General features: G+C 71.1%; 18 protein-coding genes. 13 read left to right on the forward strand and 5 right to left on the reverse strand.

The annotated features are described in order from the left end of the window. Positions 1 to 20 precede the first annotated feature (20 nt). On the reverse strand, positions 21 to 806 hold the full coding sequence (locus tag ABZ865_RS36865) for a hypothetical protein (protein ID WP_361240151.1): 786 nt from the start codon (positions 804 to 806) through the stop codon (positions 21 to 23). Between the two features lie 539 nt (positions 807 to 1345). On the opposite strand from ABZ865_RS36865, the gene ABZ865_RS36870 reads away from it, so the two are divergent. Further along, positions 1346 to 2050: a transglycosylase family protein gene (locus ABZ865_RS36870; protein WP_361240153.1), complete on the forward strand. Its 705-nt coding sequence runs from the start codon at positions 1346 to 1348 to the stop codon at positions 2048 to 2050. 141 nt (positions 2051 to 2191) lie between these two features. Beyond that, positions 2192 to 3226, forward strand: coding sequence for a YafY family protein (locus ABZ865_RS36875; protein WP_361240155.1), 1035 nt, complete (start codon positions 2192 to 2194; stop codon positions 3224 to 3226). Here ABZ865_RS36875 and ctaD read toward each other — a convergent pair. Continuing rightward, positions 3114 to 4799: a cytochrome c oxidase subunit I gene (gene ctaD, locus ABZ865_RS36880; RefSeq protein ID WP_361240157.1), complete on the reverse strand. Its 1686-nt coding sequence runs from the start codon at positions 4797 to 4799 to the stop codon at positions 3114 to 3116. The two genes, ABZ865_RS36875 and ctaD, sit on opposite strands and share 113 nt — an antisense overlap. A 435-nt stretch (positions 4800 to 5234) precedes the next feature. Between ctaD and ABZ865_RS36885 the strand changes: the two genes are divergently transcribed. Further along, on the forward strand, positions 5235 to 5450 hold the full coding sequence (locus ABZ865_RS36885; RefSeq protein WP_361240159.1) for an I78 family peptidase inhibitor: 216 nt from the start codon (positions 5235 to 5237) through the stop codon (positions 5448 to 5450). Positions 5451 to 5600: 150 nt separating this feature from the next. Here the strand turns inward: ABZ865_RS36885 and ABZ865_RS36890 are convergent, their stop codons facing one another. Then, positions 5601 to 6644: a phosphatase PAP2 family protein gene (locus ABZ865_RS36890; RefSeq protein WP_361240161.1), complete on the reverse strand. Its 1044-nt coding sequence runs from the start codon at positions 6642 to 6644 to the stop codon at positions 5601 to 5603. A gap of 239 nt (positions 6645 to 6883) precedes the next feature. After that, positions 6884 to 8068, reverse strand: coding sequence for a mannosyltransferase family protein (locus tag ABZ865_RS36895; protein ID WP_361240163.1), 1185 nt, complete (start codon positions 8066 to 8068; stop codon positions 6884 to 6886). A gap of 259 nt (positions 8069 to 8327) precedes the next feature. Between ABZ865_RS36895 and ABZ865_RS36900 the strand changes: the two genes are divergently transcribed. Next, positions 8328 to 10001: an MFS transporter gene (locus ABZ865_RS36900; RefSeq protein WP_361240165.1), complete on the forward strand. Its 1674-nt coding sequence runs from the start codon at positions 8328 to 8330 to the stop codon at positions 9999 to 10001. A 79-nt stretch (positions 10002 to 10080) separates the two neighbouring features. Continuing rightward, entirely contained in the window at positions 10081 to 11271 is a 1191-nt protein-coding gene (locus ABZ865_RS36905; protein WP_361240167.1) for an acyl-CoA dehydrogenase family protein, read from the forward strand. Between the two features lie 36 nt (positions 11272 to 11307). On the opposite strand, the gene ABZ865_RS36910 is transcribed toward ABZ865_RS36905, so the two are convergent. Beyond that, positions 11308 to 11745 (reverse strand): cell division protein SepF, encoded by a 438-nt coding sequence (locus ABZ865_RS36910; protein WP_361240169.1) that lies wholly within the window; start codon positions 11743 to 11745, stop codon positions 11308 to 11310. A gap of 310 nt (positions 11746 to 12055) precedes the next feature. Between ABZ865_RS36910 and ABZ865_RS36915 the strand changes: the two genes are divergently transcribed. The 8 genes from ABZ865_RS36915 (at position 12056) to ABZ865_RS36950 (ending at position 21141) form a co-directional block, all read left to right on the forward strand. Next, complete coding sequence (locus ABZ865_RS36915) at positions 12056 to 13210, forward strand: DUF5685 family protein (protein ID WP_361240171.1); 1155 nt, start codon at positions 12056 to 12058, stop codon at positions 13208 to 13210. 539 nt (positions 13211 to 13749) lie between these two features. Then, positions 13750 to 13956 (forward strand): hypothetical protein, encoded by a 207-nt coding sequence (locus ABZ865_RS36920; protein WP_361240173.1) that lies wholly within the window; start codon positions 13750 to 13752, stop codon positions 13954 to 13956. An 11-nt stretch (positions 13957 to 13967) separates the two neighbouring features. After that, entirely contained in the window at positions 13968 to 15746 is a 1779-nt protein-coding gene (locus ABZ865_RS36925; RefSeq protein WP_361240175.1) for an FAD/NAD(P)-binding protein, read from the forward strand. A gap of 170 nt (positions 15747 to 15916) precedes the next feature. Further along, entirely contained in the window at positions 15917 to 16813 is an 897-nt protein-coding gene (locus tag ABZ865_RS36930) for an LLM class flavin-dependent oxidoreductase (RefSeq protein ID WP_361240419.1), read from the forward strand. Positions 16814 to 16829: 16 nt separating this feature from the next. Further along, on the forward strand, positions 16830 to 17645 hold the full coding sequence (locus tag ABZ865_RS36935) for a DUF1684 domain-containing protein (RefSeq protein ID WP_361240176.1): 816 nt from the start codon (positions 16830 to 16832) through the stop codon (positions 17643 to 17645). Between the two features lie 154 nt (positions 17646 to 17799). Then, positions 17800 to 18651, forward strand: a complete 852-nt coding sequence (locus ABZ865_RS36940; protein WP_361240178.1) for a S1 family peptidase — start codon at positions 17800 to 17802, stop codon at positions 18649 to 18651. A gap of 248 nt (positions 18652 to 18899) precedes the next feature. Further along, positions 18900 to 19802 carry a S1 family peptidase gene (locus ABZ865_RS36945; protein WP_361240180.1) on the forward strand — a complete coding sequence of 301 codons (903 nt, stop codon included), beginning with the start codon at positions 18900 to 18902 and terminating at the stop codon, positions 19800 to 19802. 211 nt (positions 19803 to 20013) lie between these two features. Further along, entirely contained in the window at positions 20014 to 21141 is a 1128-nt protein-coding gene (locus ABZ865_RS36950) for a S1 family peptidase (RefSeq protein WP_361240182.1), read from the forward strand. The last annotated feature ends 14 nt before the right edge of the window (positions 21142 to 21155 follow it).

Below are 21155 nucleotides of genomic sequence, written 5' to 3' on the forward strand. Positions count from 1 at the left end.
TCGCGCCCCTCGGGCGACTGTCAGGTACCCGCGAGCGGCAGCGTCGCCGCCACCAGCTTTCCGTTCGCCGCGGCCTTGTCGAGCGCGTCCCGCAGCAGGTCCTCCCGGGGCTGCCGTCCGATGGACCCCACCGGCGCCGCGAACATCAGCACCTGCTGATGCTTGTTCGCGGCGGCCCGCCAGCCCTCCGTGACCTGCAGCGGCTGGTGCGCCTGCCACCAGGCGACCGGCTGCCCGCCGCTCGCTCCCGGCTGGAGCACGGCGTGCAGCTGGCCCATGGCGAGCAGCACCGACCAGCCGTGCAGCACCGGCGGGACGGACGTCAGCTCGGTCATCGGCATGTAGCCCTGCTCGATGAGCAGCGGCAGGAAGTCGTCGCCGGCCCCGAAGGAGCCCGGGCGCGCGATCGGCGCGGTCGGCTCGACCACGAGCGCCGGGTGCAACTCGCCCTCGATCAGGACCAGTCCGCTGGTCACGCCCAGCACGGCCTGCTCCGGCACCGCCCTGTTCGGGCCCTCGCCGGGAGCGATGTCGCCGCCGATGGAGCGGACGGCGCCCCGCAGCTGCTCCTCGGTGACCTGGACGACCTGCGAGGGCAGGCAGCTGGCGTGGGCGAAGGCGAGGACGGCGGTCTCGTCGCCGATGAACAGAACGGTGCTGGTGCGCTCCTGCTCGGAGTCGCCCGGGGTGCGGCAGGACGTGCAGTCGTAACTGCCCGGGGCGTTCTCTCCGGCGAGCAGCCGGTCGGCTTCTTCGTCGCCGATCTCGGCGCGTACGGCGTCACTGACGTCGAGCATGCGCGGCACGGTGGCTCCCTCGGGATGCGTGCTGGGGCGGCCGGGTGGCTCCCGGCCGCTGAGCCCCGGGGTTCCGGGCTCATGAAGAAGACAACGGGCGTCCTGTGGTGGTGGTCACGCCCCGAGGGGATCGGAATCGAACCATCCACCGCACAGGGTCACCTCCGGTACGGAATCGGCCACTCACCGTCAACTTCGTTCAGTGTCAAGGAACTTGATCGGGTGAAGTGAGTCACAGATCGTCTCGATCACTGGTCGACACATCATGAAATCAGCGCATAAAAAGGCTGGCCGGAAATCGCCGATACCTTCGGTAACAGCGAACTGGCCTGGAATGACAGGGAGTTGGTTGATATCGGACGCCCCTCCTCCCTACATTCCTCCGCCGTGTGCAACGAGCACCGCTCGGGTACGTTCGCCGGCCGGCACCAGGCAGAGCACGATCGACGCACGGTCACGGCGGACGGGGCGAGTGCGCAGCGTCGCGGTCCTACGCGGCGAGGCGCGCCCCGCCTCGGGGGAGCCCGGGTTCGTGGAGAGGGAATTACATGTCCGAGTGTGCCGATACCACCCGCAACACCGCTCGTCACGACAGCGCCCGCAAGGGCCGTACGACGGCCGCCCTCGCCGGGGCGGCGCTGCTGGCCCCGCTGGGGCTGCTGGCCGCGACCGGCAACGCCGCCGCGGCGGACAACGGAGTGTGGGACCGCATCGCCCAGTGCGAGAGCGGCGGCAACTGGCACATCAACACCGGCAACGGCTACTACGGCGGGCTCCAGTTCTCCGCCGGCACCTGGCGCGCGTACGGCGGCACCGCCTACGCCCCGAGGGCCGACCAGGCCTCCAGGAGCGCCCAGATCGCCGTCGCCACCAAGGTCCAGCACGCCCAGGGCTGGGGCGCCTGGCCGGTCTGCTCGGCCCGGGCCGGAGCCTCGGGGACCGCGCCCGCGGCCGGCTCCTCCGGTACGACCGTCTCGAAGAGCAGCGCGACGACGAAGTCCGCCCCGCTGAAGTCCAGCCCGGCGAAGTCCACTCCGGCGAAGACGCCGGACCACCCGACCGCCCGCACCGGCCACAACGGCCACGGCGCCTCCCACGGCGACTACACGGTTCGCGAGGGCGACACCCTCAGCCTCATCGCCGCCCGGCACGGCACCACCTGGCAGCGGATCTACGCCGCCAACAAGAAGGTCATCGGCGACGACCCCGATCTGATCATGCCGGGCCAGCGCCTCGCGCTCCGAGCGCTCTGAACCCTCTGAGCGCCCCGAGCGACCCGAGCGCCCGGAGCGACCCGAGCACGCGACGGGTGCCGGTCACCTGAGCCCGGAACAGCCGCTGTCCTCGCCTCGACGAGGACAGCGGCTGTCCGCATCGGCTGGCAGACTCGCCCCATGTTGGAGACCTCGGCACGTCTGCTGCGTCTGCTCTCGCTGCTCCAGGCCCACCGCGAGTGGTCCGGCGCCGAACTCGCCGATCGGCTCGGCGTCACCCCGCGCACCGTCCGCCGGGACGTGGACCGGCTGCGCGAGCTGGGCTACCCGGTCAACGCCAGCCCCGGCACCGGGGGCGGCTACCAGCTGGGCGCGGGCGCCGAACTGCCCCCGCTGCTGCTGGACGACGACGAGGCCGTCGCCGTGGCCGTCGGACTGCGCACCGCCGCCGGACAGGGCATCGAGGGCATCGGTGAGACCTCCGTACGCGCCCTCGCCAAGCTGGAACAGGTGCTGCCGAACCGGCTGCGCCGCCGGGTGAGCGCCCTCAACGCCTTCACCGTGCCGATGCTGCGCCCCGGTCCGCCCTCGGGACCCGTCGACCCGGCCGTGCTCACCGAACTCGCGCACCTGTGCCGGGACGCCGAGCGGCTCCGCTTCGAGTACCGCAGCCACACGGGTGCCCCCAGCCGCCGTACCGTCGAACCGCACCGGCTGGTGTGCACCGAGCGGCGCTGGTACCTGGTCGCCTGGGACGTGGACCGGGCGGACTGGCGGACCTTCCGCGTCGACCGGATCACCCCGAAGCCGCCGCACGGCCCCCGCTTCACGCCGCGCGAGGCGCCCGCCGAGGACCTCGCCGCCTATGTCTCGGAGGGCGTCTCCCGGCGCGCGTACGCCACCCAGGCCGCCGTCCGGCTGCTGGTGCCGCTGCACGAGGCGGCCGAGCGGATCTCACCGTCGGCGGGGATGCTGGAGGCCGACGGCGAGGACGCGTGCGTCCTGCGTTCCGGCGCGGCGAACCTCGACGCGATGGTCGTGCACGTGATGATGACGGGCTTCGAGTTCGAGGTGCTGGAGCCCGAGGAGCTCACCGAGGCGATCAGGACGGCCCGGGACCGCCTGGCTCGCGCGCTCGGGCGTGCTCCAGCGCCGCGATCTCCGGATGGTGCAGATCGAACGCCGGCGACTCGGAGCGGATCCGGGGCAGGGTGACGAAGTTGTGCCGGGGCGGCGGGCAGGAGGTCGCCCACTCCAGCGAACGGCCGTAGCCCCAGGGGTCGTCCACGTCGACCCTCTCGCCGTACCTCGCGGTCTTCCAGACGTTGTAGAGGAACGGCAGCGTCGACACGCCCAGCAGGAAGGAGCCGATGGTCGAGACCGTGTTGAGCGCAGTGAAGCCGTCGGCGGCGAGGTAGTCGGCGTACCGGCGGGGCATGCCCTCCGCGCCCAGCCAGTGCTGCACCAGGAACGTCATGTGGAAGCCGACGAACAGCGTCCAGAACTGGATCTTGCCGATCCGCTCGTCCAGCATCTTCCCGGTGAACTTGGGCCACCAGAAGTGGAAGCCGGCGAAGATCGCGAAGACGACCGTGCCGAAGACGACGTAGTGGAAGTGGGCGACGACGAAGTACGAGTCCGTGACGTGGAAGTCCATCGGCGGCGACGCGAGGATCACCCCGGTCAGACCGCCGAGCAGGAACGTCACCAGGAAGCCGGTCGCCCACAGCATCGGTGTCTCGAAGGACAGCGAGCCCCGGAGCATCGTCCCGGTCCAGTTGAAGAACTTCACGCCCGTCGGGACCGCGATCAGGAACGACAGGAAGGAGAAGAACGGCAGCAGCACCGCGCCCGTGGCGAACATGTGGTGCGCCCACACCACCATCGACAGACCGGTGATCGCCATGGTCGCGGCGACCAGGGTCAGGTAGCCGAAGATCGGCTTGCGGCTGAAGACCGGGATGATCTCCGTGATGATCCCGAAGAACGGCAGCGCGATGATGTAGACCTCGGGATGCCCGAAGAACCAGAACAGGTGCTGCCACAGCAGCGCCCCGCCGTTGGCCGCGTCGAACACGTGCGCGCCGAACCGGCGGTCCGCCTCCAGGCACAGCAGGGTGGCCGCCAGCACCGGGAACGCCATCAGGATCAAGATCGACGTGAACAGCGTGTTCCAGGTGAAGACCGGCATCCGGAACAGCGTCATGCCCGGCGCGCGCATCCCGATGATCGTGGTGATGAAGTTGACCGCGCCGAGGATCGTCCCGAAGCCCGCTAGAGCGAGCCCCGTGATCCACAGGTCCGGGCCGATGCCGCGGGAGTGCGTGGCGTCGTTGAGCGGCGCGTAGGCGAACCAGCCGAAGGCGGCCGGTCCCTCGGGCGTCATCAGCGAGCCCAGCACGATCAGACCGCCGAACAGGAACAACCAGTACGACAGCATGTTCAGCCGCGGGAACGCCACGTCCGGCGCGCCGATCTGCAGCGGCATCACCTCGTTGGCGAAGCCCGCGAAGCTCGGGGTCGCGAACAGCAGCAGCATGATCGTGCCGTGCAGCGTGAACAGCTGGTTGTACCGGTTGTTGTCCATGAGCTGCAGCCCCGGCCGGGCCAGCTCGGCCCGCATCAGCAGCGCCATGACCCCGCCGGCCAGGAAGAACAGGAAGGCCGTGATCAGGTACAGATGGCCGATCTTCTTGTGGTCGGTGGTGGTGAGCCAGTCCACGATCAGCCGCCCCGGCCCCCCGCGTGCCTCCGGTCCTGCCGTCGCCCGTACGGTGTCGGTCCCCATCGCTCGCTCGCCCCTTCGCTCGTCGCGCCCGGGTCCGCCGGGGCCCGGGGCACGCCCACCCGCGAGCTGCCGTCATGATGCTCGCGCCGCCGTGCGCTCCGACAGGGGCGTACGGCGGTTGTGTGCTGAATCCGTGAATTTCCTATGCGGTGTCAGCTCTCGCGGCATCGCATGGATTCCGGGGGAATCCCGTTCCGGAGCCCGCCCCGATCATCACGTGGGCACTTTCCGCCGGGTAATTGGAAGGGGCACTGCGACACGCGGGAATTCTGTTCGAATGCCCCGGGAAGCGGAACGGAAACCCCCGTACGCGTGACGGAGTTCGACGGAATCGCGTGTCGGGAAGCTGTGACAGAAGTGTGACGGGGCGCGGGAACTCCGTCCCCGCCGAGGGTCCGGCTTCCGTCGCCGCGGGATGCGGCCTAGCGTGGTCGCATGGCACCGATTCCCACTCCGCCAGCGGAGCCGAACGACAGTCCCGACGGGTACGTCGGCCTCGACGCCGAGCACGCCGAGCGGCTGGCCCGGGACCGGGGGTGGTCGACGGTACGGTCGCTGCCGCCCGGCGCGATCATCACCATGGAGTACCGGGTGGGCCGGCTCAACTTCGAGGTGACCGACGGCCGGGTGACCCGCGCCTGGAAGGGCTGACCCGAGCCTGAAAGGGCTGACCGGCGCCGCCCGCCGGGCCCCGGGCGCCAGAAGGCCCCGCTTCCCCCTGAGGGGAGGCGGGGCCTTCTGCCGGCCGGGGTGGGTGTGCGTACCGGACCCCGTTGTCGCCGGTGTGGTCCTGGCGGGGCGTCAGCCGCCGGTCAGGGGGCGGGCCTGCTGGGCCGTGCCGCGCGGAAGCCGGTCCGCGTGCGGCGGCCGGCGACTGCCGGCCGGGGTGACCGGGGTGCGCTCCGAACGGGCCGTGTGCGGACCGGGCGCCAGATGGATCGAGGCCCGGGACCCGCGCCCCGACGCCACCGGCTCGCGCGCCGGGGCGGGCTGAGTGGCCCGGGCGGACGGCTCGACGGACGAGGCGCGCGGCCTGAGCACCACGGGGGTGACCGGGACGGCCGGTGCGGGAGCCGTACGGCGGCGACGGTCGCGCAGGCGGTCGCGCAGGTCGAACAGCGCGGTCTCGGTCCTGGCGATCAGCGGCTCGAACCAGGGCAGGGCGAGCAGGATCAGCAGACCCGCGGCCCAGCCCAGCAGCACGTCGCTCAGCCAGTGCGTGCCGAGGTAGACGGTGGTGAGGCCGACGCCGAGCGCGGTGATCGCGGAGAGCGCGGACAGCCAGCGGCGCGCTCGCGGGGTGGAGGCCAGATACGCCAGGATTCCCCAGGTCACCACCGCGTTGGCGGTGTGGCCGCTGGGGAATATATCGCCGCCGAGGCCCATCTCGTTCGAGCCGATCACGGTCGCGTAGTGCGGACCGAGGCGCCCCATCCCGAGCTTGGCGGCGCCGACCGTGATGTTCAGCAACAGCAACGAGGCGGCCAGGGTCAGCAGCGGGCGCAGCGTGTGCTGCCGCCAGGAGCGCCAGCCGAGCCAGGCCGCGACCATCACCGCGGTGGGGCCGCGCTGGCCGAGCACCACGTAGTAGTCGAGGAAGGCGTGGATCTGCGGCCACTGCTGGTACGGCCGGAAGAACATGACCTGCCAGTCGAGCCGGACCAGCCAGGAGGTGGTGATCACGGCCCACACGATCGCCAGGTAGAAAGCCAGGGTCGCGGAGAACAGCACGACCCGGTGCCGGCTCATCCTCGGCACATCGATGTGGGCCGGTCGTTCCGGCTCACGGTCCAGCCTGGCGAAGACCCGGTCCAGACGCCGGGTCAGGTTTCGTTCGGTACGCACCCAATCGACGTTACAGCGGGTGAGCTGTGTTCCCGGTCGAATCAGCACCTTTGTGATGACGATGTGATGTGGGAAACCTCTCAGGAGCCCGCAGAATTCCTCGGATTCGACAATCCCGTGCGCGCCGCTTCCGGTAATTCCTTTGATCATGCCGGAGGTTGCTTATATGGCGCTTATAAATGCGTTCACCGAATCATGGGGTGGAATTCAGGGTACGCTCATCGGACCGCCGAAGATGATCATGGAGGACCGGAGCCGTTCAGCCAGAACGCGCCGTACACCGCCGTCGCCGCCGCCACACCCGCCGTGACCAGCGCCGACCTGGACGTGCGCAGCCGGGCCAGGGCGCGCGCGAGGGGGAACAGCACCGGGAAGGCGGGCATCAGCAGTCGCGGCTTCGACCCGAAGTAGCTGGACGCGCACAGGGCGAGGGCGAGCACGACACCCGTGTACACCAGCAGCGCGACGGGCTGACGCTGGCGCACGCCGGTGACGTAGAGCCAGATCAGCAGAGCGACACCGATGATGAGGCCCGCGCCGGCGAGGGCCGACGGAAATGACGTGAACTTGTCGGCCACGAAGCGCCCGAAGGCGTACCCGCCGTCGAACCCGTTGCGCCACCCGGCCTGGACGTCCAGATATCCGAGGAGTCCCTTTCCGGTGCGGTGTCCGACCCACAGCACATAACCGGCGGCACCCAGCGGAGCGAGAAGCATGCCGAGGGCGCGGCGCGGGACGGGGGCGTGCTCGCCGTCGCGGGCGCCGCTCGCGCCTCGCGCGCTCCTGTCCCGCACGAACGAGATCACGCCCGTCACCCACACGGCCGCGACCACCGCGAGCCCCACCGGCCGGGTCAGCCCGGCCAGCGCAGCCAGCACACCCGCGCCCACCCACCGGCCGGTCAGCACCGCGTACAGCGACCACGCGGCCAGCGCCGTGAACAAGGACTCGCTGTACGCCATCGACTGCACGATCCCGACCGGCAGCACCGCCCACAGCAGCACCGCGCAGACCCCCACCCGGCGGCCGTACACATGCTCCGCCACCGCGAAGATCCCGCAGGCCGCCGCGAGCGAGGCGAGCAGCGCGACCACGAACCCGGCGTCCGCGTACGACAGCGGCGTGACCGCGTGCAGCGCCCGCTCCAGCCACGGCAGCAGCGGGAAGAACGCGAGATTGGAGTGGACGTCGCCGTTCGGCAGCCGCACCTCGTAGCCGTAGCCCAGCTCGGCGACCCGCGTGTACCACAGCGAGTCCCAGCGCGCCGTCAACAAGGTGTACGCACTCTTGCCGCGCGCGGCGCTCCACACCGCCAGCACGACCAGGCCCAGGGCGCGCACGGCCGCGTACCCGAGCAGGGCAGGCGCCGCCCGGCGCAACAGGGGGGCGCGGGACGGGGTCGCGCGCGTCGCAAGATCGGTCACGGGCTCGATTATCGACCGGCCGCGGAACCGCACGGTCCGCCGGGGCGTGGTCAAGAGCGGGCGGAGTGGCGTACGCCACACGGGTTCGGTCGTGCGTGTGAGAGGTCCGCCACGTGACCCCGTGGTGAACTCGCGTACGCTGACGAGTCACCCGCGTGGGTTGCGCGGGCCGGAGACCCCGCTCCTCTCCGGCCGTACGACGGGGAGTCCCCACCCCGCCGATCCGCCGCACGCGAGGGAGCATCTGGGAGGTACGTACATGTCCGGGACGACCACGGCCGGCATCCGGCCGCGCCGTCGGGCGGCCGGGGCCGGGGCCAACCGCTGGGTCGTCCTCGTCGTCCTCTGTGTCAGCCTGCTGCTCGTCGCCGTGGACGCGACCGTCCTGCACGTGGCGGTCCCCGCCGTCACCGAGGACCTCAGGCCGGGCGCCGTACAGCTGCTCTGGATCGTCGACATCTACCCCCTGGTCTGCGCCTCGCTGCTGATCCTCTTCGGCACGCTGGGCGACCGGATCGGCCGCAGACGCGTCCTGCTGCTCGGCTACGCCCTCTTCGGCGTGGCCTCCGCGGTGGCCGCCTTCGCGCCGAGCGCCGAGACCCTGATCCTCGCCCGCGCGCTGCTCGGCGTCGGCGGCGCGATGATCATGCCCGCGACCCTGTCGATCCTGCGCCAGGTCTTCCCGGAACGGCGCGAGCGCGCGCTCGCCATCGGCATCTGGAGCGCGGTCGCCGCCGTCGGCGCGGCGGTCGGACCGCTGCTCGGCGGGTTCCTGCTGGAGCACTTCTGGTGGGGCGCGGTCTTCCTGGTCAACATCCCGCTGATGCTGGTCAGCCTGCCCGTCGGCCGGATGCTGCTGCCCGAGTCGCGCGGCGACCGCGACGGCCCCTGGGACGTGGTCGGCGCGCTGATGGCGGCGGCCGGACTGTTCGGCCTCGTGCTCGGTGTGAAGCGGCTCGGCGGCGAGCCGCTTGCCGATCCCCTCACCCTGCTGCCGCTGCCGGTGGGCGCCGCACTCCTCTTCTTCTTCGTACGACGCCAGCGACGCCGCCCGCATCCGCTGGTGGACCTGCGCATGTTCCGGCGGCCCGCGTTCAGCACCTCGGTGGGCTGCATCGTGCTGGCGATGCTCGCGCTGGTGGGCCTGGAGCTGATCGCGGCTCAGTATCTGCAGCTGGTGCTCGGCCTGTCGCCGCTGGAGACGGGCCTTCGGCTGCTGCCGCTGACCGTCGCGGCGATGGCGGCCGGCCTCGCGGGCGCGCGGATGCTGCGCCGCTTCGGACCGCGCCGCATGGTCTGCGCCGGCTTCTGCCTCACCGCCGCCGCGGTCCTCACGCTGACGGCGATGGGCGGCACGGACAACCCGACCCTGCTGCTCCTCGGCTTCGTGCTGCTCGGCTTCGGCCTGGAGACCACCCTCTTCGGGGCGTACGAGTCGATGCTGAGCGAGGCTCCGGCGGAACAGGCCGGCGGGGCGGCGGCGATCGGCGAGACCTCGTACCAACTGGGCGCCGGCATCGGGATCGCGCTGCTCGGCAGCGTGATGAACGCGGCCTACGCGCCCGGCCTCGCGTCCGTGCCGGGCGTGCCCTCGCGCGCCTCCGCCGCCGCGGGCCACTCGCTCGGCGAGGCCTACGACATCGCCGGACGGCTGGGCGGACCCGAGGGGGCCGCGCTGCGCCGGGCGGCACGGGAGTCCTTCGTGCACGGGCTGCATGTGACGCTGCTGGTCAGCGCGGGCCTGTTGCTGCTGGGTGCGGTGATCGCGCTGCGGCTGCCGAGGATCATGCAGTGCGCGGAGGACGTCCGCGCGGACGCCGTCACGATGCAGGAGGGCGCCGCCGAGGTGGAGCTGCCCTCCCCGCGGGAGGCGGAGAAGCCGAGGGTGTCGGCCCTGACCCCCGCTCTGGACGTGCGGGAGACTGCACCGTAACGTCGGTCGCACGCGTCGTAACTAGCGCTGCTAGTTTTCGCTGTACCGCTGTGTGCCTCAGTGTCCCGGAGGGTGTTCCATGTCCGCGTCCGCGAAGTTGCCCCCGTTCGACCCCGCCGACCCGCTCGGGATCGACGACCTGCTGGAGCCGGAGGACCTGGCCGTCCGGAACACCGTCCGCAGCTGGGCGGCCGACCGCGTGCTGCCGTACATCGCCGACTGGTACGAGAAGGGCGAGCTGCCCGGCATCCGGGACCTCGCCCGTGAACTCGGCGGCATCGGCGCGCTGGGCATGTCCCTGACCGGGTACGGCTGCGCGGGCGCGTCGGCGGTGCAGTACGGCCTGGCCTGCCTGGAGCTGGAGGCCGCCGACTCGGGCATCCGGTCCCTGGTCTCGGTGCAGGGTTCGCTCGCCATGTACGCCATCCACCGCTTCGGCAGCGAGGAGCAGAAGCAGGAGTGGCTGCCTCGCATGGCCGCCGGCGAGGTGATCGGCTGCTTCGGGCTCACCGAGCCCGACCACGGCTCCGACCCCGCCTCCATGCGCACCCACGCCAAGCGCGACGGCGACGACTGGGTCCTGAACGGCCGCAAGATGTGGATCACCAACGGGTCGGTCGCCGGGGTGGCCGTCGTCTGGGCGCAGACCGAGGACGGCATCCGCGGGTTCGTCGTCCCCACCGACCGACCCGGCTTCTCGGCGCCCGAGATCAAGCACAAGTGGTCCCTGCGCGCCTCCGTCACCAGCGAACTCGTCCTGGACGACGTACGACTGCCCGCCACCGCCGTACTCCCCGAGGTCACCGGACTGCGCGGCCCCCTGAGCTGTCTGTCCCACGCCCGGTACGGCATCGTCTGGGGTGCCATGGGCGCGGCGCGCAGCAGCTTCGAGGCGGCCGTCGACTACGCGAAGACGCGGGAGCAGTTCGGACGGCCCATCGGCGGCTTCCAGCTCACCCAGGCCAAGCTCGCCGACATGGCGGTCGAACTGCACAAGGGGATCCTGCTCGCCCACCATCTGGGGCGGCGGATGGACGCCGGCCGCCTGCGTCCCGAGCAGGTCAGCTTCGGCAAGCTCAACAACGTCCGCGAGGCCATCGAGATCTGCCGTACCGCGCGGACGATCCTCGGTGCCAACGGGATCTCCCTCGAATACCCCGTCATGCGGCACGCGACGAACCTCGAGTCGGTACTCACCTACGAGGGCACCGTCGAGATGCACCAGCTCGTGCTGGGCAAGGCGCTCACCGGGCTCGACGCCTTCCGGTGAGCCCCCGAGGAGGCAGGGCCGGTGAGCGGCCCTGCCTCAGCTCTGGTTGAAGAACCCGTCCCCGCGGTGCGAGGACGCCTCACCGCTGATGATCTCCGTGTTCGCCGGCGTCAGCAGGAACACCCGGGTCGCGACCCGCTCGATCGTGCCCCGCAGGCCGAAGGTCAGTCCGGCGGCGAAGTCCACGACGCGCTTGGCGTCGGCCGGCTCCATCGCCGTCAGGTTCATGATGACCGGGACACCGTCCCGGAACAGCTCGCCGATGGCGCGGGCGTCCCGGAAGCTGTCCGGGGTGACCGTGCCGATCCGCCGGCCCTTCTCCTCGGCCGTGTCCGTGGCCACCTGCACCCGGGGGTCCGTGACCCAGGCGTCTCCGGACTCCGTGCCCTCCGAGTACTCGTCGTCGTAGTAACGCTCGTCATCGTTGTCGTCGACGAGGCCGAGCCACGCACTCGCCTTGCGTACCGATCCCATGGACGCCTCCTCTCACAGCGGTCTTCTTGCGTTCCTCTTCCCTATGGTCATCCATGATGCTGACAGTGCGCCAAGTAGATAGGCGCCGCGCGGGGGGTTTGTGACGGTACTGGTGCACAGCCGATCCGTCGAGAGCCCTTGTGTCCCAAGGGTCGTTACTCATACGGCTGCTGACTGTGAGTGAAATATGATTGTCTTCGGCGGATGGGTGATGTCGGGGCGTATGGGTGAACGCACCGGCTGATACGAGCCGACTTTGGGTCGGTACGATGCCGCGACTCAACGTCGCATCGCATCACGGGGGATCGTCGTGTTCGGAATCGTCAGGCCCTGCGCCCACCGGCTCGGTGAGCGTCTCAAGGCCGAGTGGATGGCGCACCTGTGCGGGCTCTGCCTCGCGCTGCGCAAGGATCACGGCCAGTTCGCACGCATCGTGACGAACTACGACGGGCTGCTCATATCCGTTCTGACGGAGGCTCAGGCGGGTGCGGTGAGCGGCTCCCGGCGCACGGCGGGCCCGTGCGCGCTGCGCGGGATGCGGACGGCGTCCGTCGCCCAGGGCGAGGGCGCGCGACTCGCTGCCGCGGTCTCGCTGGTGCTCGCTTCGGCGAAGGTGCGCGACCATGTCGCCGACGGTGACGGACTGCTGGGGCGGAAGCCGGTCGCGGTCGCGGCACGCCGGGTCGCGGCGGGTTGGGGGAGGGCCGGAGCGCGTGGCGGATCGGCGGTCGGGTTCGACACCGGGATCCTCGTCGACGCCGTGGACCGGCAGGTCGGCCTGGAGGCCCTGGCGGGCCCGGGCACCTCGATCCTGACGGTCACCGAGCCCACCGAGACCGCCACCGAGGCCGCCTTCGCGCACACCGCGGTGCTGGCCGGCCGGCCGGGCAACGCCGAACCGCTCGCCGAGGCCGGCCGCCTCTTCGGCCGGCTCGCGCATCTGCTGGACGCCGTGGAGGACAGGCACGCTGATGCCGTGTCAGGTGCCTGGAACCCCCTCACCGCCACCGGGACCTCGCTGACGGAGGCCCGTCGGCTCGCCGACGACGCCCTGCACGGCATCCGTCTGGCACTGCGGGAGGCGGAGTTCGCCGACGGCAAGCTGGTGCACCTGTTGCTGGTGCACGAGCTGCGGCGCTCGGTGGACCGGGCGTTCGGTGCGATGCCCACGTGCGCGGCGCATCAGCCGGGGCCGTATGCGCCGGGTCCGTATGGGCCGGGGCCGGGAGCGCCGCACTTCCCTGGCGCCCCCTCCCCTCAGAAGCCCAAGGAACCGCGCGGCTTTCTGCCCGGCTGCGGGATGTTCCTGCTGCTGTGCTGCAGTTGCCAGATGTGCTGCGCCGAGGAGTACGAGGGGCCCTGGTCCCGGAAGAAGCGCGAGGGCTGCTGCCGGGACTGCGACTGCGACTGCCCGTGCGACGGGTGCGACGGCTGTGACTGCTGCTGCCCTTGCGACGGCTGCTGAGCAGAGCGATGAAAGGGCCCCGCTGACTCGGGATCAGCGGGGCCCTCTCGTTCCCTGAACCGGTACTGCCGACTACGCCGGATCGGACCTCAGGAGGGCCGGATCCGAATGATGTGCCGCGGCCAGAAGTCCGTCCTCAGGTCTCCATAGGCGTGAATGGCGGGAAGCGGAAATACGAGGGGAGGGGTGTGCGTGTGAAGGCGCGGAAAGAGGAGAACGCGAGTACGCCCGCCCGGAGGGCAGGCGCACGCAGGGGGTCAGCTCAACAGGACGAGGACCACACGCGACCGAAGTCGATGTGGGAGCGGGTGACCAGCCACTGCTGTGGGCGCATGGGCCAAGTGGAACAGGCATCCGGTTCCGCGTCAACTGCGTTGAGACGTACGGCTCACAGTGCGGACGACCTTGACAGCGGACCGAAACGTCCACGTACTCTCGACGAACGGCCCTGCTGAGGGGCTCGGCCGTACCCGCGCCGCACGGCGCGCCCGTGTGAAGGCGATCACCGTGTTCCACCCACCGTGTCACGGAGCCTTCGCATGTCATCCGACACCCTCGCCAAAATCCCCACCGCACCCCCGGCATCCGAGCGCGCGGACGCCCTGACCGTCGTCCCGCAGCGCCGGTTCGGACAGCGGGCCGCCGTCGCCGTCCTGGTGCCGCCCGGGTTCGCCGTCAACTCGCTGAGCCCGGTCGCCGTCGCGGTCGTCGGACTCACCCCGCACCAGGGGGAGTCCGCCCGGTGAGCGCGCGGCCGGTGAGCGACGGAACCCGCGCGACGCGGCCGCAGCTGGTGATCGTGGGAGCCGGGCCGCGGGGGACCGGACTGCTCGAACGCATCGCCGCCAACGCGCCCGAGTTGTACGCCGGTTCGGGCCTCGACATCCATCTGGTCGACCCCCATCCACCGGGCGGCGGCCGCATCTGGCGCGAGGCGCAGTCGCCGCTGCTGTGGATGAACTCGCATGCCGAGGACGTCACCATGTTCACCGACGAGACGGTGGTGATGGACGGCCCGGTGCGCGAGGGGCCCACGCTGCACGAATGGGCCGGCCTGCACGGCCGTACCTTCGCCGGCCGGCGGCTCCAGGGCCGCTATCTGCGCTGGGTGTACGAGCAGGCGCTCGCCGAACTGCCCCCGGGTGTCACCGTCCACCACCACCCCCGGCGCGCCCTGCGCGTCAGCGGCCCGCGCGAGGGGCGCCAGCAGGTGTGGCTGGAGGGCCGTCCGCGCCCCCTCCTCGCCGACCTGGTCGTCCTCGCCCTCGGCCACCTCGACTCCGAACTCGACGAGGAACAGGGGCGGTTGGCCGCGTACGCCCGTGAGCACGGCCTGGTCCACCTGCCGCCCGACTTCACCGCCGACAGCGACCTGTCCCCGCTCAAGGCCGGCGAACCCGTCCTCGTACGGGGCTTCGGTCTGGCCTTCGTCGACCTGATGGTGCTGCTCACCGAGGGGCGGGGCGGACGGTACGAGGGTGACACCTACGTTCCCTCGGGGCGTGAACCGGTGCTGTACGTCGGCTCGCGGCGCGGGGTGCCGTACCACTCGAAGATCGGCTACGACTGGACCGGCGACCGGCCCCCGCTGCCCCGCTTCTTCGGACCGGCCGAGGTGCGGGAGCTGCTGGCCGGGCCGACGGGGTTCGACTTCCGGCGCGATGTGTGGCCGCTGGTGGAGAAGGAGCTGGGCTTCGCCCACTACCACCGGCTGTTCACCGCCCACGCCGAGCGCACCGCGATGGCCTGGTCCGACTTCGAGGAGAAGTACGCGGCCGCCGCCGACCCCGCCGAGATCCAGGCGCTCGTCGCCACCGCCGTACCCGACCCGGCCGACCGCCTCGACCTCGCGGCGCTCGACCACCCCCTCGACGGGGTGCGGTACGGCTCGCACGAGGAGTTCCAGGAGGGGCTGCGCGGCTATGTGGAGGCGGACCTGGCGCGCCGTCATGATCCCGAACACAGCGCCGACCTGGGGGTCTTCCTGGGGCTGCTGTCCGTCTACGGGCAGCTCGTACGGCTCGGGAACGTCGGCTCCTGGTGGCACGGCTTCTTCAGCTACCTGGCGTCCGGGCCGCCCGGACCCCGGCTGCGGCAGATGCTCGCGCTGTCCCGGGCCGGCGTGCTGCGGTTCGTCGGGGCCGGCATGACCGTCACGGCCGAGGGCGGGGTGTTCCGGGCGTCCGGGGCGACGGTGCCGGGGTTCTCCGTCGAGGCGCGGGCGCTGGTCGAGGCCCGGCTGCCCGAGCCCACCGTCGGACGGGCCCGCGACACCCTGCTGCGCGAGCTGCACGCCGACGGCGCCGCCGAGACCCCCGACGGGCTGCTGCGGGTCGACCCCGGAGACGGCCGCGTCCTCGACGGGGCCGGACGCCCGCATCCCCGGCGCTTCGCCCTCGGCCCCTACACCGACGCCCGTACCCCCGGCGCCTTCACCCGGCCGTGCACCGGCGGGCCGGCGTTCCGGCAGAACGACGCCGTCGCCCGGGCCGCGCTGGTTCTGCTGCGGGGTCTGGCCGGTCGTGCGGCCGCCTGAGACACCAACACCATCCACCATCCCAACACACGTTCGCTGACAAGGAATTCACGCCATGACCGTCATGGTCGACACCGTCGTCCTCGGCCCCTCCGGCTCCGGCAGGTCGACACCGCCGCGCACCACCATCAAAGTGTTTCCGGCGAAGGTGCTGTGAGGTGGTGCGGGCGTTGTTGCATCTCGGCGTCGCCATCGATCAGCCGGAGCGCTGGAACGCCGCCCCGTACGTCGAACTGGCGCAGCTCGCCGAGCGCGGCGGTGTGGACTTCGTGACGCTGGACGACTCCGTCGCGCGGCCGGGGCCCGACGCGCTCGCCGTGCTGGCGCGGGTGGCGCCCGGTACGCGGCGGATCGGGCTGGTGCCGACCGTCACCTCGGCCTCCGCCTCGGCCTCTGCCTCCACCGAGCCCTTTCGGGTGCAGGCCGCCGTGGCCACGCTCGACTGGGTCAGCCGTGGGCGGGCCGGCTGGCGGAGCGACGTCTTCCCGGATGAGGGCGAGGGAGGCGCCGAGATCCGGGACGTGGGCGGTGGCCGGTTGCTCGGCGGGGCCGGGCCGCAGGGGCGTCCGGTGCGCGTGGTCGACGCCACCGAGGCAACGGCCCGGCCCGTCGCCGCCCGGTGCGCGGACGTGGCGCTGATCCGTACCGCGCAGCTCGGGCGGGCGGCCGCGGTACGTCGGCAACTGCGGGACTTGGCAGGGAGGTTCGGGAGGGACCCGGACGGCCTGCGGGTCCTGGTGAGCCTGCTCGTCGACCTCGGCGGCGGCGAGTGCGCGGCCGCGCCCGGACACGGTGGGGGAGGCCCGCGGCCGACCGTACGAGGGCCGCTGTACCGGGGCGGTCCCGTCGACCTCGCGGAGCTGATCGCCGCCTGGCACGCCCAGGAGGCGGCCGACGGCTTCCATCTGATCCCCGTCGAACCGCACCGTGACCTGGAGCGGCTCGTCAACGGCACGGTGGCGCTGCTCCAGCACCGCGGCCTGTTCCGCACCTTCTATCCGGGCGGCACCCTGCGCGAACACCTGGGCCTGACCCGGCCCGCCAACCGGTACCAGACCCTGGCATAGGAAAGGAATCGAGCGCATGACGATGGACGCACTGGACGCACTGGACGCACCGGGCGCGGACGCACAGGACGCGTGGAAGCGGTGGCACGAGCACCGCATGGAGACGGTCTCGGCGCCCTACGGGCCGCTCGCGCTGACCGCGACCCACTGGATCGAGGACTATCCGGAGGGGCGACTTCCGGACATTCCCGGGAACTGGGTGGTCGACGGGGACGTGGTGGTGCTCATGGCCGACGAGGCCGATGGGCTGAGGGTGGACGGCCGGCCATTCTCCGGTGAGGTCCGGCTCGCCGCCGACCTCGGCCCCGAGGGCGCGTCGCGGGTCGCGCTCGGTGAGAAGCGGCTGGTGGTGTTGGTCCGGGAAGGTGTCTGGGGGGTACGGGTCTATGACCCTGCGGCTGAGGGCCGTCGTGCCTTCCGGGGTATCGAGGCTGCGCCGTACGACCCGCGCTGGTCGGTGCCGGGGCGTTTCACGCCGTACGACGAGACGCGCACCGTGCGGGTCGGCAACGCGGACGGGCGCGAGCGGGGCCTCGTCCTCGCCGGCGACCTTGCCTTCACCCTGGCGGGACAGGATCTGACGCTCCAGGTCGCGCGGCAGGGCGACGGGCGGTTGTGGGCGGTGTTCGCCGATGCCACGAGCGGTGACAGCAGCTTCCGGTTCCGGTTCCTCCATCCCCCGGCGCCTGATGCGGAGGGCCGTACCACCGTCGACTTCAACCGCGCGCAGCTTCCGCCGTGCGCCTTCGCCGACCACTTCATCTGCCCCTTCCCGCCACAGGGGAACACGCTGGCCGTGCCGATCGAGGCGGGGGAGCGTGTACTGGGCTGAACTCCTCTTTCCGCAGGGCTTCTGCGCGCGTCTTGTGCGCGCGCCCTTCTGGCGTCATCCTCACTGCGGCGCATGTCAGGAACACGCCACAGCGTGCGCGTTCCGCGGGTCCTCACCCCCCGGCCCGGCCTTCCGCTTCCCACGAGGAGGATCAGTGAGAGCCAAGCGCATCCGACTGCTCGCCATCGCCGCAGGTCTCGTCGCCGCGACCCTGGCCGGAGCCCCCACCGCGGGCGCCGCCGGCACTCCCGTCCGCGGCGCGGCCCAGCTGGCCCGGGTCTCGGGCAACGTCGCCAAGGCCGCGGTCGACGGCACCGCCTGGTACGCCGACCCGGCGAGCGGCCGTGTCGTCGTCACCGCCGACAGCACGGTCACCAAGGCCGGCATCGCCCGCATCGAGAAGGCCGCGGGCTCCGACACGGGCGCCGTGGAGGTCCGGCGCGCCGCCGGGGTCTTCCGGCCACTGCTGTCCGCCGGTGCCGCCATCTACGGCGGCCAGTACCGCTGTTCGCTCGGCTTCAACGTGGTCAGCGGCAGCACCTACTACTTCCTCACCGCGGGCCACTGCGGCAAGGTCGCCAAGACCTGGTACACCAACCAGGCCCACACCACGCTCATCGGTCCGACCATCGGCTACGACTTCCCCGGCAACGACTACGCCCTCGTCCGCTACGACAACTCCGCCCTCAGTCACCCCGGCGGCTACAGCGCGGCGAACGCCTACGTCGGCGAGAACGTCAAGCGCACCGGCTCCACCTCGGGCACCCACAGCGGCACGGTCACCGCGCTGAACGTCAGCGTCCGCTACCAGGGCGGTGGCACGGTCAGCGGCATGATCCAGACCACGGTGTGCGCCGAGCCCGGCGACTCCGGCGGCCCCCTGTACGACGGGACCAAGGCCCTCGGCATCACCTCCGGCGGCAGCGGCGACTGCACGACCGGCGGCACGACGTTCTACCAGCCCGTGCCGGAGGCGCTGAGCGCGTACGGCGTCAGTGTCTACTAGATCCACCAGGTCCACTCGGTGCGCGGTGTCGTAGCGGCATCTCGGGAGTGGAACGACGGTAGCGTGTAGGACAGTTGAAGGCTGGACGGCCGAAAGGTGCCCTTGTGCCGACCGGCCGTTCGGCCGAATACTGCCGCTCAGCGCTTGTCAGGGACATGTGGTTTTCGTGATCCGATACGCGTCTCTGGCTGCGCCTCACCGGGCCCCGACCCCACGCGGGCCCCCGACTTCCCCGGAGGGAACGAAACGTGAGGATCAAGCGCACCACTCCCCGCAGCGGCATCACAAGACGGACCCGGCTGACCGCCGTGGCCTCCGGCTTCCTGGCCGCGGCTGCGTTCGCCGCCCCCACCGCGAACGCCAGCGACGCCCACACGTTCAGCGCCAACCAGCTCACCAAGGCGAGCGACTCCGTCCTCAAGGCCGACATCCCCGGTACGGCCTGGGCGGTGGACAGCAAGACCGACCGTGTCGTCGTCACCGTCGACAGCACGGTCTCCCAGGCCGAGATCGCCAAGATCAAGCGGCAGGCCGGTGGTAACGCGGGCGCGCTCGTCATCAAGCACACGCCCGGCAAGTTCAACAAGCTGATCTCGGGCGGCGACGCCATCTACGCGAGCAGCTGGCGTTGCTCGCTGGGCTTCAACGTCCAGGACTCCAGTGGCAACTACTACTTCCTGACCGCCGGGCACTGCACCGACGGTGCGGGCACCTGGTGGTCGAACTCCTCGCACACCACGACGCTGGGCTCCACGGCCGGCTCCAGCTTCCCCGGCAACGACTACGGCATCGTGCGCTACACGAACTCGTCGGTCTCCAAGCCGGGTGCCGTGGGCAGCCAGGACATCACGAGTGCGGCCACGCCGTCCGTCGGGACGACCGTGTACCGGCGTGGGTCCACCACCGGTACCCACAGCGGTCGGGTCACCGCGCTCAACGCGACGGTGAACTACGGTGGCGGGGACATCGTGTACGGGCTGATCCAGACCACGGTCTGTGCCGAGCCCGGTGACTCCGGTGGTCCGCTGTACGGCGGCAGCACGGCGTACGGCCTGACGTCCGGCGGCAGTGGTAACTGCACGTCCGGTGGTACGACGTTCTTCCAGCCGGTCACCGAGGCGTTGAGTGCCTATGGGGTTCACGTCTACTGACGGACTCCGGTGACACTCCGGTGACGAGGTGTGCTGTGCCCCCGCGCGCTGTGTGCGTGCGGGGGCTTTCGTCTGGGGCTTTTGTGCGCGTCCTGAAGGCGACCTTGTGTGCCCCCTGTGCTGTTCGGAAGAGTGAGCGTCCGTCAACCATCCTTCCGGCTCGTGAGGTCCCCACAACCTCTCGGGCCGACCCCCCACAGGAGGACGTGAGTTGAAGCACCGACGCATACCCGGGCGGCGGGCCGCCGTGGCTGGTGCGGGAATCGCCGCGCTGGTAGCCGTGGGCATCACCTTTCAGACGGCGAACGCCGACGAGCCGGTGAAGTCGGCGAAGTCGTCGATATCTGCAAAGTCTGAGAGTTCCTCGAAGTCTGTTTTGGGAGTGCAAGTTCTGTCGGCGCCTGCGGCTGGAAAGCTCGCCTCGGCGCTGGTTCGGGACCTCGGGTCCGATGCCGCCGGCAGTTACTACGACGCTCGGGCGAAGAGCCTCGTCGTCAACGTGCTCGACGCCTCCGCTGCCAAGACCGTCGAGGCGGCCGGAGCGAAGGCCAGGATCGTCGCCAACTCCCTTGCCGAGCTGGACGGGGCGCGGGCGACGCTGAAGAAGGACGCGACCATTCCGGGGACCTCGTGGGCGACCGATCCGGTCACCAACAAGGTTGTCGTCACCGCCGACAGAACGGTGTCCGGGGCCGAGTGGGCCAAGCTCGGGAAGGTGGCCGACGGGCTCGGGGGCATGGTCGAAGTCAAGCGCTCGAAGGGGGAGTTCAAGCCCTTCATCGCCGGTGGTGACGCGATCACCGGGTCGGGTGGGCGTTGCTCGCTCGGCTTCAACGTGGTCAAGGACGGGCAGCCGTACTTCCTGACCGCGGGGCACTGCACCGAGGCGATCTCCAGTTGGACGGACTCCAGTGGTAAGGAGATCGGGCAGAACGCGGAGTCGCACTTCCCGGGGACCGACTTCGGGTTGGTGAAGTACGCGGCGGGTGTGGAGCATCCGAGTGAGGTCGATCTGTACGACGGGTCTTCGCAGCGGATCACGCAGGCTGCTGAGGCGACCGTCGGGGAGAGGGTGACCCGGAGCGGGTCGACGACGCAGGTGCACGAGGGCAAGGTCACGGGGCTGAACGCGACCGTGAACTACCAGGAGGGTACGGTCAGCGGGCTGATCCAGACCGATGTGTGTGCCGAGCCCGGGGACAGTGGTGGGTCGCTGTTCGACGGGAGCAGTGCGATCGGGCTGACGTCGGGTGGCAGTGGTGACTGCACGTCCGGTGGGGAGACCTTCTTCCAGCCGGTCACCGCGGCGCTGTCGGCCACGGGTGCACAGATCGGCTGACGCCGGGAAGACGG

It is taken from the genome of Streptomyces sp. NPDC047085, assembly GCF_040643735.1.
GTDB lineage: Bacteria > Actinomycetota > Actinomycetes > Streptomycetales > Streptomycetaceae > Streptomyces.

What these genes read in the sequence shown, in the direction of transcription:
- ABZ865_RS36870 (WP_361240153.1), top strand. Translation starts at nt 1,346, where the DNA reads ATGTCCGAGTGTGCCGATACCACCCGCAACACCGCTCGTCACGACAGC.
- ABZ865_RS36875 (WP_361240155.1), top strand. Translation starts at nt 2,192, where the DNA reads ATGTTGGAGACCTCGGCACGTCTGCTGCGTCTGCTCTCGCTGCTCCAG.
- ctaD (WP_361240157.1), bottom strand. Translation starts at nt 4,799, where the DNA reads ATGGGGACCGACACCGTACGGGCGACGGCAGGACCGGAGGCACGCGGG.
- ABZ865_RS36885 (WP_361240159.1), top strand. Translation starts at nt 5,235, where the DNA reads ATGGCACCGATTCCCACTCCGCCAGCGGAGCCGAACGACAGTCCCGAC.
- ABZ865_RS36900 (WP_361240165.1), top strand. Translation starts at nt 8,328, where the DNA reads ATGTCCGGGACGACCACGGCCGGCATCCGGCCGCGCCGTCGGGCGGCC.
- ABZ865_RS36905 (WP_361240167.1), top strand. Translation starts at nt 10,081, where the DNA reads ATGTCCGCGTCCGCGAAGTTGCCCCCGTTCGACCCCGCCGACCCGCTC.
- ABZ865_RS36910 (WP_361240169.1), bottom strand. Translation starts at nt 11,745, where the DNA reads ATGGGATCGGTACGCAAGGCGAGTGCGTGGCTCGGCCTCGTCGACGAC.
- ABZ865_RS36920 (WP_361240173.1), top strand. Translation starts at nt 13,750, where the DNA reads ATGTCATCCGACACCCTCGCCAAAATCCCCACCGCACCCCCGGCATCC.
- ABZ865_RS36935 (WP_361240176.1), top strand. Translation starts at nt 16,830, where the DNA reads ATGACGATGGACGCACTGGACGCACTGGACGCACCGGGCGCGGACGCA.